We start from the raw sequence: 15950 nt of genomic DNA on the forward strand, positions 1-15950 counted from the left end.
TCTAAAAATAAGTCTGGTCAATGAATATTCAAAAGTTTAGAAAAGTTTAAACTTTTAATGATATTCTGAGTTTTCCCCCGTAAGTGTTCATCTCATCCATCATAATAAAAAGTTACTGTTGGAAACATATTGGAGATATGAATCTATGATATACTAGTGATAATAAATAGTTATCGGTAGGAGAAATCTGGCGTGAATAATAAAAAAATAAGAGTTTTTTTGAGTAGACCTAATCCATTTACTAAAGAACAACAGTACTTTATAGAAAAATTAAAAAGTACCTTAGATAAGTACAATATCGAAAGTATAAAATTACAGTATAATAAAGTTAACTAGTCTTGTAAAAATTATTTTATCGTCATATCTGAGAGTTAATCAGCTATTGCGTGAAAATTATTAATCTTTGGCTGAGATACATTTGTCACAATCATAAATAGCTTATAGTTCTTGACATATAGACTTGTATATGAAAAAATACTTGTTGGAGGCTAATAATATGACTGAAAAAATCAAAAACTGGGTTAACATTTGCGTTTTGAAAAATCAAGAAATTTTATTACTTAATAGACAGCACGATAATTTTCCTGGCTGGATTCCACCGGGTGGAAAAGTTGAATTTCCTGAAAGTTTTTTTGAAGCTGCATTACGGGAACTTAAGGAAGAGACTGGACTTACCGCATTAAATCTTGAATTAAAAGGAATTTCAGGCTTTACTAATTCAATTGGTAATGAGAGATTTGTCTTCTATGACTTTTTATGTACTCAGTTTACTGGTGAACTAAGCACATCTGATGAAGGTGAGCCAAAATGGTGGAATCTAAAAGAAATCGATAAAATACCAATGCAAGATGAAATAAGAAAAAGGCTACCCCTTTATTTAAGAAAAGGAAGCTTTGAAAGTATTAACTATTGGGATGATAATAAGAAATGCATTAGCGAAAATAAAACAATTTTATTTGACTAATATTCTCTACAGTATAATCAAATGCAAAATTCTCAATCCATTAGTAATTTTTGTATAATTCAGTACTCAATACAATCTGTCTTTAATAACATATAGTTTAATATTTTACAAAACAAGGGTATCTAATAAAATCATCTACTCTAGCAACTTTTTCCTTGTATCTATAGATAGCTAAAAAGCCTTGGAATCATTCCAAGGCTTTCTCTATATTCTATTGCATCAATTTTCTTATTCCGATTTCAGTTGCGATAATTTCACGTATATTTAAAATAGATACTTAAATTATATTACTGTTTTTCAAAAGTTCCGTCTGCTACACGAAAATCACTGTTAACAGTTTCAATTGAATTAAATTGAATCTTTAAATATTTAACTTCTTTTTCATCTTTTCCAGGTAATTCAGCTTTAGCACTCGCTGCACTAGAAACCTTTAATTTGACGTATTTCCCAGCGATTTTCCAAGTTCCATCTCTAGATTCGTCTTTATTATTTGTTACTTCTAGTGTTTTATCGCTATTGAAAACGATAGTTGAATCGTGTTTACTATCATACCAAGTTCCAATAATTTGCTTCTCTGGTCCTGAATTTTGATTCAAGAAAAAGAATACCCCACCTGCAACCGCAAGTACTAAAACAACTAAAGCAATAATTTTTTTCATTATTTTTCCTCCTATAAATATCTAAAGATATTTATTATTTTTTTCATATACTTAATTTCACTAAAATTATTAGTAAAAAATCAAATTTTGAATGATAAACTTTTTTTCACTACTACAATAAGAAATACTTAACCAACTTTTATTAATCACGATGTTTCCGTGATACTGAAATACCAAAACTACAAAGAACAATTCCCATTGCAAACACTAACCAATTCTCAATTGAACTTGTATTAGGCAAGGCTCTATTTGCAGCATATTTAGCTTGATTTCCAGCATAGCTATATACTCGTTCATTAGAAGTACTTTCTGGTATACTCTTTTCTAACGCAGGATTCAGAGAAATCATCTTGTGATCTACTTTATCGTTAAAGACTTCGCTTTGTCTTGTACGAGTATTTAAATAGGCTTCCCTAACTGCTTCATATTGCGCAGTTGCATCTAATTGATCTTGTAGAAGTGATTTAAGTTTAGCTTCCTCTCTTGCTACATTCTCAAGTGCTAAACGGTGCTCTTCAACTGCATTATCATATGCTTCTTTTGCTTTTTTCAAATATACATCAGCATTTTCAAGATGATCCAAAAGTGTTTCTAAAGCAACTAAATTAGTCTTTACTTTAGAAATTTCATTCTTTATTTGACTTTCTTTAGCTTTTAACTCTTCAACCTTATTCTGACGGTTTCTGAGTTCTGCTTCATCTGTAGCTTTTACAGCTTTCAGATCTGAAAGAACTTTAAGTTCTTTATCCAATTCTGCACGCGCATCTGCTAAAACTTTTTGTTTTGTTTGAATATCTGCATTTAGATTTTCAACCGCTGTTTGGGCTTTTGCATAACGAGTCTTGGCAGCAATCAATTGTTGAGAAGCTTCATCTAGATTCTTTTGTGCAAGAGGCGTCTTATCTGAGATTGAGTTTAATCTTGCAATCGTTTGACGTGTAGTATTTAAGGCTGCCAAATGTTTTTCATGAATTTTTGTTACTTCATCTAAATTGTTTCTTGCAGTCTTATCTGTTGCTTTTGCTTTCTCAAGCTCCTCTTTTGCAGTTTCTAATGCTTTTTGCTTAACTTGAAGGTCTGCATTTAAGTTATCTAAAGCTGTTTGAGCTTTGATATATCTTGTTTCAGCTTCTTCTTTTTGTTGTTTCGCATTGTCGTATTTCTTCTGTGCATCTGGAGTTTGATCAGGAACTGACATCAATTCTGCTACTAGTTTTTGAGTTTGTTTCAGATTTTGATTTGCATTTTGATTTTCTACTTTTGCTTTTTCAAGATCAGATTTAGCTTTTACTTCTGCTGTTGTGGCCTGGTCTAAATTATCTTTTGCATTTGCTAAAGCTTGACGCTTGCTTTGAATATCAGCATTTAATTGATCAAGTGCATCTTGAGCCTTATTAAATTGGGTTTGGGCTTCATTATAATTTTGTGTAGCGATTTCCAATTTAGTAGTAGCTGCAGGTGTTTGATCAGGAGTAGCTTTCAGAGCATCTAATTTTGCTGTCGTTTCTTTGAGAGCTTTTGTACTTTTATCGTTTTCTGATTTAGCTTTTTTCAAACGATTCTGTGCAGAATCATTTGCCGTATTTGCTGTAGTCTGCTTAGCTTTAGCAGCTGTTAATTCATCTTCCATTTTTGAAGTATCAAATGGAGTAGCTAGAGGTTTAGCAATCCCTTTATCATAATAATCGTCAACAGTTACAAAATGGTATTCACCAGTTTGTTCATCTTTAACATATTCAAGATGTGCATCTTGACCTTTGAATTCAATAAAGTGCATGCGTCCAACACCACTTGGTGTGAAACTATTTGCAGCTCCAATTGCCCGAATATTTGTAGGAGCTTTCTGCCCAATCATAAGTTTCATATGTCCAAAATAAGCATGAACATCATTTGTCATAAAACTAATTACAGCATCATATACCTCACGATACAATTGAGACATTGTTGCTTTACGAGTTTCTTTAGCTTCTGAATAATACGCACCATAACCAAGCAAAGTATTATCATAGCTCATGTTTTCTCCAGTCCATACGATGGAATCTAATCCATCTTTCGCTAAAGCAGTATCGCTGTGACTTGTGCTATATGGTTTATTTTCTTCAGCATAGGCTTTTGCAATGTTTTTGACACCCTGAACAGATTCTTCAGTGACAATATAATGATGACTACCCCAAACTTGGTCTTGCAGATTGTTGGCGAGAAGTGCATAATATTGGCTCAAAGCTTCAATTTGCTTGTCAGTTAAATTGTCTAAATCTACGACTGAATCATCGATCGGCAAAACAATATCCTTGTTTGACCATTCCTTTATGAATATATTTTGGTGTTCAGGGGAATATTCTGTTAATGCAGTTCCAAAATCATATTTACTATCTTTGAACCATTTTTGAATAACGTCGTTTAAGGCATTTTTATTTGCGTCTGAGTCATCAGCAAGGTAAGCCTTATAGGCATCAATGACATCTTGAGGCAATTGAGGAATAGTGAGATTTTTAATTGCTGCAATTTGTTGATTCAGCATTTCAACTGCTTGATCAGCCTTCTCTTTATTCTCTTTTGCTTCCTGAGCTACTGATGTTGCACTCGCTAGCTCATTTGAAGTTTCATTTACTTTAGCCTCTTCTTGGTTTTTCTTAGTAGTTAAAGCTGAAATTTCTGAAGCTTTTTTAGCATCATTTTGTTTAGCTGTTTTGAGCTCTTCTTCTGCACGAATCTTACTATTTTGTTTATTTGCTAAATCATTTGCTTTACTATCACGATTTGCAATTGTTTGGGCAAGTTGTGATTCAGAAGCATCAAGATTACTTTGCGCTGATACCTTATTTTCTTGAGCTTTCTTTAGATTCTCTTGTGCTTGTTTTTGTTTTTCCTCAGCAGATGACAAGTTTTTCGCCGTTTCTTGGCTTTTCTTTATTTGATCTGTTTCGACAGACTTTGCATTTTTTAGTGCAGTAGCTTTTTTATCATCCGCTTCTTTGGCACGATCGAGTTCCTGTTTTGCTGTATTTTCAGTTGCTGTTTTAGCATCTAAATTTATTTTAGCAGCATCACGTTCTGCTACAATTTCTTCAACGCCAGTACCGTCTAAAACTTTCTGAGCAGTTTCTTTCTCTTTTTGAGCCTTCACTAATGCACTCGCTGCTTCTTCTGCAACCTTTTTAGCATCTGCTAATTGTTTAGCAGAAACCTGACTAGCACTAAGTTGCGTTTTTTCATCAGCTGAAGCTTTACTGAGTTCTTCAGCTTTATTTTTGTCTTCGCTAATAGCATTTTCCAAAGCCTTTTTCGCTGATTCTTCTGCTGATTCTTTTTCAGCTACATCACTTTTTGCTTTGTCTCTTTCAGCAATGATTTCCGATGCTCCAGTACCATCAAGATTTTTTTGTGCAGTTTCTACTGCTTCCTCAGCTGTCGAAACTTTCTTTTCTTGCTCTGAAATTTTATCTTGATCTTTTTTAATAACCTCTGATTGCTGATTACGTTTCTTCTCAGCTTCTAGAACTTTATCAGTTGCATCTTTTTGTGAAGTTTCCTTTTTCTCAATATCAGCTTTTACTTCTGATATTTCATTCTTGGTTTTTTCAATTTTTTCAGGCGTAGCTGATTCTTTATTTGCTTCAGCATTCTTTAAGTTAACACTTTCTTTGGAAACTTTTGATCCAGCGACTGCTTCCGAAGTCTTAGCGTCTTCTAATGCACTTTCTTGATTTGAAACCGATTGATCCGTTTCTTCCTTGATCGTTCTTGCTTCTTCTACAACTTCAGAAGTTGGCGTTTTCGTTACAGTTGCAACTCCATTATGTACAAATACTCCGTCTACTTGTTTTATATTTGTAGACGAAGAAGTTGTCGATCCAGTACTTAATGTTGACTCATTTGGCTGAGTTGCAGTTACTTCATCCGCTTGTACAACGGAAATTCCCGCAAAAGCTGTAGCTATTGATACAGCAGATACAGTTGCTTTGATCGTTTTCTTTTTCATAATTCCCACCTTTATGATAGAGTATTGAGCAAATTATCACTATATAATTATAAACAACCGAATTATACTATATTTTAGCAACTTTGTAAAGTTGTAACCAACCTTTTAAGAACTAGAACCTAACCTTATAAGGCTGTAAAATAGTCTTAAGAGGTGAGCAATGTCAGAATTACAAAAGTATATAAGCAAACGAATACGGATTCTGCGGACCCAGTCAGGAATGACTCAGGAACAATTAGAAGAAAAAGCAGATCTTGGTACCAATTACGCGTATAAGTTAGAAAATTTAGAGCCCAATATAAAAATTAGTACTCTGGAGAAAATTATAGATGCGTTGAATGTTGATCTACAAACTTTTTTTGATTTAACACTTAAAGAAGAAAGTACTGACTTAGCACAGCTTATCGACACTATCAAATCTTTACCAGAGTACAAACAAAATAAAGTCATTTCAGCTATTAACACAATTATTAACGAGACAAAATAAAAAGAGTGGAAAAGGATAAGTATAAAAACGATTCCTTTCCCACTCTTTTTGTGCGTAAAAATATGGTTATTAGCTATTGGAGCCTGCGATTCTTGGGTAACCAAACGTCATATCGAGGTTATCATTCTCGTAATTCTTGATTAATTCCCAGAAATCTGCTACTGATAAAGCTGCAATTGATTCATGCCAATTGAATTTAAAAAACAAATCTAAGAGAAATTTAAATACTCGATGAACTTTGGCTGTCTGTTCTACAGTATCAAATGTAATCAAAATTTTCTCACACAATGGATCAATCAATTCAATTTCAATGCTATCATTTACAAAATTGAAAGACACTTCTTGATCCTGCTCATTCAAGATTGAGATATACTGATCCTCTTCAAATGTTGAATAAAACATTCTAATATTGACTTCTTCATTGTGATTAATTAACTCTGTAAGATATTGTTGGGTTAAATTAATCACATGGTTTTTATACGTTTTCATTTTGTTTTCCTCCGATTATTATTAAAAAATATTTTTCATTCGTGAATTTTCACGGTGGCCTTACTCTCTTTAATATTATTATTAAACGATTGTTCTTGAGCATCTGCTACCCCCTTTTTTTAAGGAACAAAAAAAGACAGTTCACCACTGCCTTTTTTTATCTATACTATTATTATGCCATTTTTTTGTAAAAATAAAAACAACATTTCCACTCCTAAAATAACGATGTTTTTCTTCTATCTTTATTTTTATAAAAATATGGCATACTATTATTATAAATTAAATTGAATTGAATAAGTAGAGCCATTAGTCATATGGGAGAAAGTTTGTTACCGGACACGGTTAACATACTTATTTCTCATATGCTAGTCATTGCAAAGGAAAAAACTAAGAAAAAAAGAAAGAAAATCTAAATGGTTATTCTCTACTGAATAACATGAAGTAAAGAATAACCATTTAGTAGATAAAAAAGTAAAGAAAAACGTGTTTAAGGTAAAATAAAAAAGGTAAAAATAAAAGTAAAAACTAAAAAAATAACTAGTTTAGCAAAGTAAAAAAATAATGTAATAAAAAAAGTAAAATAGAAAAGTTTTATTAGCTCGAACAAGCAATGACATCTTTATGATCCTTCCAAACATAGATCACGGTGAGTACTGAAAATCTATCGAAAACATTAAACTTCAAGAGTTAGCCTCGATGGGAAGAATCAAAAGCATACCCAGCTTTTAAAAAAAGGGTGGGAGGCAGTTTAACAATAATATGTACTATTTTAGATAGAAAGGAATGTATAATGCCAAGAAAAAGAAATTCCCTCAAGCACGATTTATTTATTGCAGCTTCAAAAAATATCACAAACAATCGAACGAGGACAAGCTATAAAAGAGCAATTACTCGCTTCACAAAGTGGGCTAAAGAACACAACATTAGGAAAAAATCAGATATTACTGAAGAAGCGATTCAACTATATCAACTAGATCTAAATGATGATCCAAAGCAATACTCTGTTGCTACAATTCATACTTATTTAGCACCTATCTGCAAAGCAGTTGATATCAATATGAATAGAATTAGAAAAGACAAGCGTTCAAGTGACAAAATTATCCGAGGTCGTGTAAAATCAAAAAACTCACAAGGTAAACATCAAGAAACAGACTCTCGCTTCTCTCGGCTGGTTAATTTTCAGAGGGCAGTTGGGATTCGTAGATCCGAATTAAAAAAATTAAAAGGAAAAGATATTCGAAAAGATAATAATGGAAATTACTATGTTTTAGTTCAGCGTGGGAAGGGAGGAAAATTTCAACCTCAACTTATTCTTCCTCAAGATGTTCCAGTAGTCCTCGATACTTTTAAAAATAAACAAGAGGATGATTATATCTTTACAGATGTGGAAATGAATAATCTAATCAATCTACATGGGATGCGAGCTCAACATGCAAGAGAGTGTTATTACTTCTACTTGAAGAAACTCCAAGATAATCCAAATTTCAAGGTGAATTTAAAAAATTTTTTAATAGAACGTTGGGAGGTTGGTCACCAAAATTTAAGGGATAAATCATTAAAGAAATTTGAAAAACAAAAGAAAAACTTCATTAATGAACTAAGAGATGAACCTTATAAAATTCGTGGATCAAACTATAAAAAAGCCTTAAATTCAGCCCTGCCTACAAAATATAATCGTTTAGCCTTGATGGCTGTCTCGGTCTTCCATCTTTCCCACTGGCGTCTATCCGTTACAGTGACCAACTATATTCTTTAAAGTATTTCATTTTCGACTAAAAAATGAAGAAAAAAAAACGGAAAAAAACAGTTTTTCGACGTTTTTATGGCATACTTAAAATATGGGTTGTTGTATGGCTAATAGTTTTAACACATTTTACAGACATGGTATAAATTTAAAGGAGAAAAAGATGTCAATTAAAAATCAGTTACAAAGAGAATTCAAAGGTTCAAATTTTGAAATTCGTGAAAAATTAATAACAGATACCTACTTCACTAGCTTTTTAGAATACGTTAGTTCACCTGAATCAATCTCAAAATTAATTGAAGAAGGCTATGCTGATAAAAGAAATCAGTTAGATGAATACATTGATTTTGCACTTTATCATAATTTAATTACTATGCGAAATAGTATTATTCAAGCTACTGATCTTGGTTTAGCTTGGGTGTGGTGGGCATATGCACCAGTTGAAGGCGATGATTGGATTTAGTTTAAAACATCACCATGCTTTCTGCATAAGGTAAAACTAACAAAGGGATTATATAGTCTATTTTGTTGTAGAAAAAAATCCCCGCCAAGATCTAACTTGGCGGGGATTTGGTGGGGAATAACTCCCCTCTTTAAGATTTAAATCACCTTAAGCAATTCTTAACCTTAATATACTAGGCTTTCGCATTCAATTTGCGTTACTCTATTATTTAAGAGTAACTGAAGCTCCAGCTTCTTCCAATTTACCTTTGATTTCTTCAGCTTCAGCTGCAGCAACACCTTCTTTGATAACGCCAGGTGCACCATCAACAAGTTCTTTAGCTTCTTTAAGACCAAGACCAGTGATTTCACGTACAACTTTGATAACGCCGACTTTCTTGTCGCCTGCAGATGTCAATTCGATATCGAATGAATCTTTAGCAGCACCTGCGTCAGCAGCACCAGCTGCAGCAACAGCTACAGGAGCAGCTGCAGTTACACCAAATTCTTCTTCGATAGCTTTTACAAGGTCGTTCAATTCAAGGATTGAAGCTTCTTTAATTTCAGCAATAATGTTTTCAATGTTCAATGCCATTGTTATTTCCTCCAAATAAGTTTTAATTTTATGTTTTTATTTTTTTGTAGCTAGGCTACGCTGCGTAGCTTAAGATTAAGCTGCGTCTTCTTTGTTGTCTGCAACCGCTTTGACTGCAAGAGCAACGTTGCGCACTGGCGCTTGAAGTACAGAAAGGAGCATAGAAAGAAGTCCTTCGCGGTTTGGAAGAGTTGCAAGTGCAAGAATCTCTTCTTTAGATGCGACAGCGCCTTCGATTGCACCACCTTTGATTTCAAGTGCTTCAGCGTCTTTTGCAAAATCGTTCAAGATTTTCGCAGGTGCGATAACATCTTCGTTAGAAAATGCTACTGCAGAAGGTCCAACGAATACAGATGCAAGATCTTCAAGACCAGCTTTTTCAGCTGCACGACGCAAGATTGAGTTTTTGATAACTTTAAACTCAACTTCGCTTCCGCGAAGGTTGCGACGGAGAACTGTATCTTGCTCAACTGTCAAACCGCGAGAATCTACAACGACGATTGATGCAGCAGCTTTCATTTTTTCAGCTACCACGTCAACAAGTTCCGCTTTTTTAGCAATAATTGCTTCACTCATTAGTGTGTTCACCTCCGTAATTATTTTGCTTGGGGAATTTTTCCAAAAGAAAAACGCGCCCAAACCTAGACACGAAAGTACAATACGCTTCTTTTAATTGATACGTTTTGTCCTCGGTAGGATTTTTATGAGTCGAGCTCCCCTACTGTCTTAGGCAGTTTTTTCAAACCGTAAATTAGTTTATCACATATAAAAAAAGAATGCAAGTACTTTTGCAAACTTTTTTTATATTTTTTAGTCGTTGTAAAGACTCTTAATATTATTCAACCAAGCATAGGCTAGTCCCATTAGGACTCCTCCTCCTACCCAGTTGGCAAAGAAGGTAACACCATAGTGACGTAAAATATTTAAAAATTCAAAATGTGGCAATTGGCTAGATACTGAATTAAAGCTTAATAATGAGAAAGAAGCAAAATTAGCCGCCAAGTGTTCATTGGTCATAAAGACAAACATATAAATAGCAGATAGGGCTAAGAGCACCTTCGCTGTTTCATCTTTAAAATATAGATAAGAAAGAATAGCAATATTTACAAAAACATTGGCAATGACACCTTCAAAGAAGACCACTTGATTGCTCCGTTGGAGTTTATTTTCTGCAACAGTGGCTAGGAATCCTTTTGGATCGATATGAGCAAAGGCTGTGGTTTGATTGAACAGAAAAGCTACGATTAAAGCACCAATTAAATTAAAGAAGGTACAATAAAGAAGAATCTCCAAAGCTTTCTTCCAATGAATTTTCTTTAGATAGGTACCCGCCGTCAGATACATCATATTTGATGTGGTTAATTCCGCATTTAAGAATAGGAGGTAAACGAGCCCCCAAGCAAAGACGAATGGAAATAGAAAACGACCTGATCCAGGTACGAAGGTATTCAACAAGTCTGCAGCAACTGCTCCGACCGCCGTACTTAAAGTAAGAAATCCTCCAGCAAAAATAGAACGGACTGCATAGCGAGTTTTAGATTTCTGATAGAGATCTTCCTTCTTATTACACGCCGCTCCAACTTTTTGAATAAAATTAGATTCAGACATAATATTCTCCTTATATAATGTTTGTGAACAAAATCATTATATCATAGAGAGAAAAGTTTGAAAAGGTTTTCAGGGAGAATTATTATTTTTTAACACATACGTTTTATATCGAATATTAATGTGTGCTAAAAACAAATAAAAAAACAGGCAGATGCCTGTTTTAGTTTTAATAATTCAAACGGTTCGCCCAAGCGATATCCAAATTCAAGATTTCTTGTGAAGTGAACTGTTGACGATATGGATTGTATACCGAACCTGTAATACCACCTTGAACATTTGGTGAATCGTATTGAGTTAAATTATAAGTTTCAATGATGTTATTAAGTTTTGCATAGTAGCTTGTGTCTGTCGCATAAACCCCTGTCAACGCTGCTGTTGCATCTTGATAACTAGAGGTGTTGCTCTTCCAAGCACCTGCAAAATGTCCTTGTTTCAAAACAGCTACATAGTCTTGCAATGATTCATAGTAAGATGGGTAAGAACGAAATGCGTCATTAATCGTATAAGCATTTCCAGCACCGTCATCTTCCCAAGTTTGCATCACTGCTGATTGACCAGCATAACTTCCTTTAATCCCGAAAAGGTTGTAATGCGGATAAGAAGATAAGCCAGACTGACCTGATCCACTTTCAAGGATGGCTTGTGCGATCATAACGGAAGCATAAAGGTCATTCTCTTGACCAAGCTGACGAGCTGACTCACCAATTTGTGAGATGAAAGCTTCAGTAGGGTCTGAGTAAGCTTGGTAAGTTCCATCATTAGCATCAACTGATGTGACGTGCTCGCTCATAGCAGCGGCAAATGTCCCCACTGCTAATACAGAAACGAACAAACCAAACAATTTCGTTTTATTCCGTATTTTCTTTTTCATAATACAATTTATCTCCAATTAATTTTTTTTCATCTTTTATCTTTAAAGAGATTATACCATATAAAAAGAAGAAAACAAAGATACTTATATTACACTTGTATTACAATTGCGAGATAAATCCAAAACAAAAATGACATTTTCATGTCATTTCAATTTATTTCGTAAAACGCATTTTCTAAAATAGCATCCCATGACTTCTCTAGTCCTTCCCTGGTTACAGAAGAAAAGACGATAAATGTGTCAGCTGGATCAAAATCTAGTTTTTTCTTGATGATCGATTCGTGTTTGTTCCATTTTCCACGTGGAATCTTATCTGCCTTAGTTGCTACCAAGATTACAGGGATCTCATAATACTTTAAGAATTCATACATTTGAACATCATCTGCTGAAGGTTCATGACGAAAATCAACTAGGCTAACGACTGCTTTTAAGTTCTCCCGGCTAGTGAGATATTCTTCAATCATCCGCCCCCACTTCTCTCGCTCTTTTTTAGAGACACGTGCATAGCCATAACCAGGTACGTCTACCAAACGGAGTTTATCATCGATATTAAAGAAATTGAGCAATTGAGTTTTTCCTGGTTTCCCAGATGTTCTGGCCAGGTTTTTTCGATTTAAGAGAGTATTAATAAAAGAAGACTTGCCGACATTGGATCGACCGGCAAGTGCAACTTCTGGAATCTCATCTTGAGGATAATGACTCTTATTTGCAGCGCTTAAGAGGATATCCGCATTATGTGTGTTAATTTCCATATTTTATCTTTCTAGGCTGTTTCGAGAATTGGTTTTTCAGTTCCATCTACAGCTTCTTTTGTAATTCGAACAAGTTTGACATTTTCTTGACTTGGAATTTCAAACATGACATCCATCATCGTTTCTTCGATAATCGAACGAAGTCCACGAGCTCCTGTTTTTCTTTCGATGGCTTTATTGGCAATCTCTTGAAGGGCTTCATCATCGAATTCCAATTCAACATTATCATAAGAGAGCAAGGTTTGATATTGTTTTACCAAGGCATTGCGTGGCTCTTTCAAGATACGGACAAGGTCGTCAACTGTCAATTGCTCAAGAGCAGCAAAGACTGGAAGACGTCCGATCAATTCTGGGATAATCCCGAATTTTTGAATATCTTCTGCTACGATTTCTTGCATGTAAGAGCTTGATTCATCAATAGCTTTATTGTTCTTACCGAAACCGATGACTTTTTCACCGAGACGTTGTTTGACAATTTCTTCGATCCCGTCAAAAGCCCCACCCACGATGAAGAGAATATTCTTGGTATCCACTTGGATCATCTCTTGTTGTGGGTGTTTGCGTCCACCTTGTGGTGGGACACTAGCGACAGTTCCTTCGATAATCTTCAAGAGGGCTTGTTGTACCCCTTCACCAGAAACGTCACGTGTGATAGAAACATTTTCACTCTTCTTAGCGATCTTATCGATTTCATCGACATAGATAATTCCTCGTTCAGCACGTTCGATGTTGAAATCAGCCGCTTGAAGAAGTTTCAAAAGAATATTTTCAACGTCTTCACCCACATAACCAGCTTCTGTCAAGGCTGTTGCATCTGCAATGGCAAATGGGACATTCAAGCTACGTGCTAAGGTTTGGGCCAAGAAAGTCTTACCTGAACCAGTAGGGCCGATCATGAGGATGTTTGATTTTTGCAATTCAACATCTGTCTCGTCTTCGCGCGTATCGTGGAAGTTGATGCGTTTGTAGTGGTTGTATACCGCTACAGCAAGGGCACGTTTGGCACGATCTTGACCGATCACATAGTGGTTCAAGATATTGAGCAATTCGATTGGTTTTGGAACTTCGCTAAGGTCTGCAAGAACTTCTTCTGCTAGCTCCTCGCGGATAATTTCTTGTGCTAACTCTACACATTCATTACAGATAAACGCATTGTTTCCTGCAATGATTTTTTGGACTTCATCTTGACTCTTTCCGCAAAATGAACAATAAACCATCATATCATTATTTTGATTCGTTGGCATGTATTTCCTCTTTCTGTCATTTTCTGTTTCTATTTAGTTTAAAATAAGGTCATGTAAAAGGCGTGAATGGAATTCACAAGATTGGTAAAAGCATTTAGTAAGAATAAAATAGCGAGGCCAAACCGTTTTTTACGAAAGGTTTGTAAGGCGCAAATCAAACAGATGACACATAGGACAGCTGTAAAAAAACCAAAGACACTTCGCTCCATTAGTCTAAATCCTTTCTCTTATAATAGTTGACCGTAAAATCATATGGGTTCTTCTCATCTTTCGGATGATGGACTTGACGGACTCTTTCATAGCGGTTCTCTTCAAATTTTGGTGCCAATGTATCTCCATCAATCGTTGCATGAATCATGGTCTGGATCAATTCTTCTAACTGGTCAGAGAAGAGCTTTAAAATCTGACTGCCTCCAATAATGTAAAGATTCTTCTCTTGGTTCTGGTACCACTCCAAGACTTCTTCTTTGCTGTGCATGACGAGTACAGCATCGTTTTCAGGATCATAGGCTTGATCTTGCGTTAAGATAATACTAGTCCGACCTGGTAGAACCCGTTTTTTCATACCATCAAAGGTCACTCTTCCCATGAGAATGGCTTGTCCCATGGTTGTTTCTTTGAAATGTTGAAGCTCAGCTGGCAGATGCCAAGGCATGACTTGGTCCTTTCCAATAATGCCATTTTCAGTTTGAGCCCAGATACCAATTATCTTTTTCATTCTCTCATCCTTTACACTGATACTTCTATTTTATCAAATTTTCTTATAAAAGACTGATTTCAACTATCTAGTTTGGAGGATATTTTTTAAATACAAACAGAAAAAAACCGCGAGATTTTCGCGGTTTTTCTTAGCCACAAGTTAGCTTAGTCTTCTTTTTTGCGTTTTGCAAATCCGAATAATGACAGACCTGCTAAAGCACTAAAGATTGCAAGACCAGCAGTAGAAGATTCTTTTGTTCCTGTGTTTGGAAGTTGTGCAGTAGGATTTTGTGGATCGATATACTTCACTTCTTCTTTCGTTTCTGGAACGACAGGAATCGTTGGTTCTTCTGGTTTTGGTTGTGGAGTAGGTTGTGGTTGTGGAGTAGGCTGTGGAGTAGGCTGTGGCTGTGGCTCTGGTGTCGGAGTTGGATCCGGCATTGGAGTTGGTGTCACAGTCTTCTTGTAGATATGTTGAGTGTTTCCATCTTTATCTACAACAGTCTTCACGAAGTCATAACCTGGGATATCCTTCTTCGGTTGTTCTCCATCTTCTGTTGGGTTACCTGGGATTGGGTCCCCATTTTCGTCTACATATGAAGTCGTAACTTTTTCATAGACGTGTTCTGTATCACCATTAGGCAATTTCTTCGTTTCCACAAAGCGGTAACCTGGAATTTCAGCTTTTGGTTCTTCTCCATCAACTGTAGGATATCCTGGGATTTCCTTACCTTCTTTATCAACAAACTTAGTGATTGGAAGGACAGTTGGTGTGTAAGTTGCAGAAGCTTTTGTTCCGTTCACATCTTCACGAACCACTGTCACTGCTGGTGCAGTTCCTGTGAATTCAGGTTCTGGAGTGAATGTTACTGTTCCGTCTGCTGCTACTGTGTAAGTACCAACACCTGGAATTGTCTTCGTAGTTGAACCATCTTCAAAGGTTGCTGGAACCTTGTCATTCATTGGTACACGGCTATCACCTTCTGTGAAGGTTGGTTTGCCTGTTTGGGTTTGACCCTTCTTACCAATTGAAGTAACTGATTCTGCAGTTGGTGTAACTGGTGTTACTGTTGGTGTGTAAGTAGCGGTAATTGATGTACCGTTCTTATCAACACGTTTCACGGTTACGCCTGTACCTGTTCCTGTGAATGATTTTTCTGGTACAAAGGTTACAGTTCCGTCTGGAGAAACGGTGTAAGTTCCTTCTCCTGGAATAACTTTAGTAGTTGATCCATCTTCAAAGGTTGCTGGTACATCATCATCCATTGGTACACTTGGGTTACCAGGCGTGAAGCTTGGTTTACCAGTTTGTGTTTGACCTTGGATATCTGTAGATGTTGCAGGATCAGCTGTTGGAGTCACAGGAGTTACTGTTGGTGTATAAGTTGCGGAAGCTTTGGTTCCGTTCTTATCTT

Annotated in this window: 15 protein-coding genes and 1 other annotated feature; of the genes, 4 read left to right on the plus strand and 11 right to left on the minus strand. The window is 35.5% G+C overall.

Annotated features, from left to right (window positions below):
* Window positions 1-496: 496 nt before the first annotated feature.
* Window positions 497-964: an 8-oxo-dGTP diphosphatase gene (locus HMPREF2893_RS07445; RefSeq protein ID WP_003004973.1), complete on the plus strand. Its 468-nt coding sequence runs from the start codon at window positions 497-499 to the stop codon at window positions 962-964.
* 287 nt (window positions 965-1251) lie between these two features.
* Here HMPREF2893_RS07445 and HMPREF2893_RS07450 read toward each other — a convergent pair whose 3' ends face one another.
* Window positions 1252-1623 (minus strand): hypothetical protein, encoded by a 372-nt coding sequence (locus HMPREF2893_RS07450; protein ID WP_003004846.1) that lies wholly within the window; start codon window positions 1621-1623, stop codon window positions 1252-1254.
* 142 nt (window positions 1624-1765) lie between these two features.
* The gene (locus HMPREF2893_RS07455; protein WP_070675442.1) at window positions 1766-5605 is read right to left on the minus strand and encodes an SEC10/PgrA surface exclusion domain-containing protein; all 3840 of its coding nucleotides are present in this window, start codon (window positions 5603-5605) and stop codon (window positions 1766-1768) included.
* Window positions 5606-5765: 160 nt separating this feature from the next.
* Between HMPREF2893_RS07455 and HMPREF2893_RS07460 the strand changes: the two genes are divergently transcribed.
* A complete protein-coding gene (locus HMPREF2893_RS07460; RefSeq protein WP_013903620.1) occupies window positions 5766-6092 on the plus strand; it encodes a helix-turn-helix domain-containing protein in 327 nt (108 codons plus the stop codon).
* 69 nt (window positions 6093-6161) lie between these two features.
* On the opposite strand, the gene HMPREF2893_RS07465 is transcribed toward HMPREF2893_RS07460, so the two are convergent.
* Window positions 6162-6581 carry a hypothetical protein gene (locus tag HMPREF2893_RS07465; RefSeq protein WP_049492997.1) on the minus strand — a complete coding sequence of 140 codons (420 nt, stop codon included), beginning with the start codon at window positions 6579-6581 and terminating at the stop codon, window positions 6162-6164.
* 790 nt (window positions 6582-7371) lie between these two features.
* Between HMPREF2893_RS07465 and HMPREF2893_RS07470 the strand changes: the two genes are divergently transcribed.
* Complete coding sequence (locus HMPREF2893_RS07470) at window positions 7372-8337, plus strand: phage integrase N-terminal SAM-like domain-containing protein (RefSeq protein ID WP_003004844.1); 966 nt, start codon at window positions 7372-7374, stop codon at window positions 8335-8337.
* A 151-nt stretch (window positions 8338-8488) separates the two neighbouring features.
* The gene (locus tag HMPREF2893_RS07475; protein ID WP_003004863.1) at window positions 8489-8788 is read left to right on the plus strand and encodes a hypothetical protein; all 300 of its coding nucleotides are present in this window, start codon (window positions 8489-8491) and stop codon (window positions 8786-8788) included.
* A 204-nt stretch (window positions 8789-8992) separates the two neighbouring features.
* Here HMPREF2893_RS07475 and rplL read toward each other — a convergent pair whose 3' ends face one another.
* The 8 genes from rplL to HMPREF2893_RS07515 form a co-directional block, all read right to left on the minus strand.
* Window positions 8993-9361 (minus strand): 50S ribosomal protein L7/L12, encoded by a 369-nt coding sequence (gene rplL / locus HMPREF2893_RS07480; RefSeq protein WP_003001622.1) that lies wholly within the window; start codon window positions 9359-9361, stop codon window positions 8993-8995.
* A gap of 75 nt (window positions 9362-9436) precedes the next feature.
* On the minus strand, window positions 9437-9937 hold the full coding sequence (gene rplJ, locus HMPREF2893_RS07485; RefSeq protein ID WP_003001722.1) for a 50S ribosomal protein L10: 501 nt from the start codon (window positions 9935-9937) through the stop codon (window positions 9437-9439).
* A 38-nt stretch (window positions 9938-9975) separates the two neighbouring features.
* Window positions 9976-10110, minus strand: a sequence feature (ribosomal protein L10 leader region).
* A gap of 61 nt (window positions 10111-10171) precedes the next feature.
* A complete protein-coding gene (locus HMPREF2893_RS07490) occupies window positions 10172-10969 on the minus strand; it encodes a formate/nitrite transporter family protein (RefSeq protein WP_070675444.1) in 798 nt (265 codons plus the stop codon).
* 166 nt (window positions 10970-11135) lie between these two features.
* On the minus strand, window positions 11136-11840 hold the full coding sequence (locus HMPREF2893_RS07495) for a glucosaminidase domain-containing protein (protein WP_070675450.1): 705 nt from the start codon (window positions 11838-11840) through the stop codon (window positions 11136-11138).
* Window positions 11841-11989: 149 nt separating this feature from the next.
* On the minus strand, window positions 11990-12592 hold the full coding sequence (gene yihA, locus HMPREF2893_RS07500; protein WP_003016353.1) for a ribosome biogenesis GTP-binding protein YihA/YsxC: 603 nt from the start codon (window positions 12590-12592) through the stop codon (window positions 11990-11992).
* 11 nt (window positions 12593-12603) lie between these two features.
* Window positions 12604-13836, minus strand: coding sequence for an ATP-dependent Clp protease ATP-binding subunit ClpX (clpX, locus tag HMPREF2893_RS07505; protein WP_003007442.1), 1233 nt, complete (start codon window positions 13834-13836; stop codon window positions 12604-12606).
* 208 nt (window positions 13837-14044) lie between these two features.
* The gene (locus HMPREF2893_RS07510; RefSeq protein WP_031573107.1) at window positions 14045-14554 is read right to left on the minus strand and encodes a dihydrofolate reductase; all 510 of its coding nucleotides are present in this window, start codon (window positions 14552-14554) and stop codon (window positions 14045-14047) included.
* A 146-nt stretch (window positions 14555-14700) separates the two neighbouring features.
* A partial coding sequence (locus HMPREF2893_RS07515; RefSeq protein ID WP_148131932.1) for an LPXTG cell wall anchor domain-containing protein occupies window positions 14701-15950 on the minus strand: 1250 nt, incomplete at its 5' end.

Source organism: Streptococcus sp. HMSC072C09, from assembly GCF_001813105.1.
Taxonomy (GTDB): Bacteria; Bacillota; Bacilli; order Lactobacillales; family Streptococcaceae; genus Streptococcus.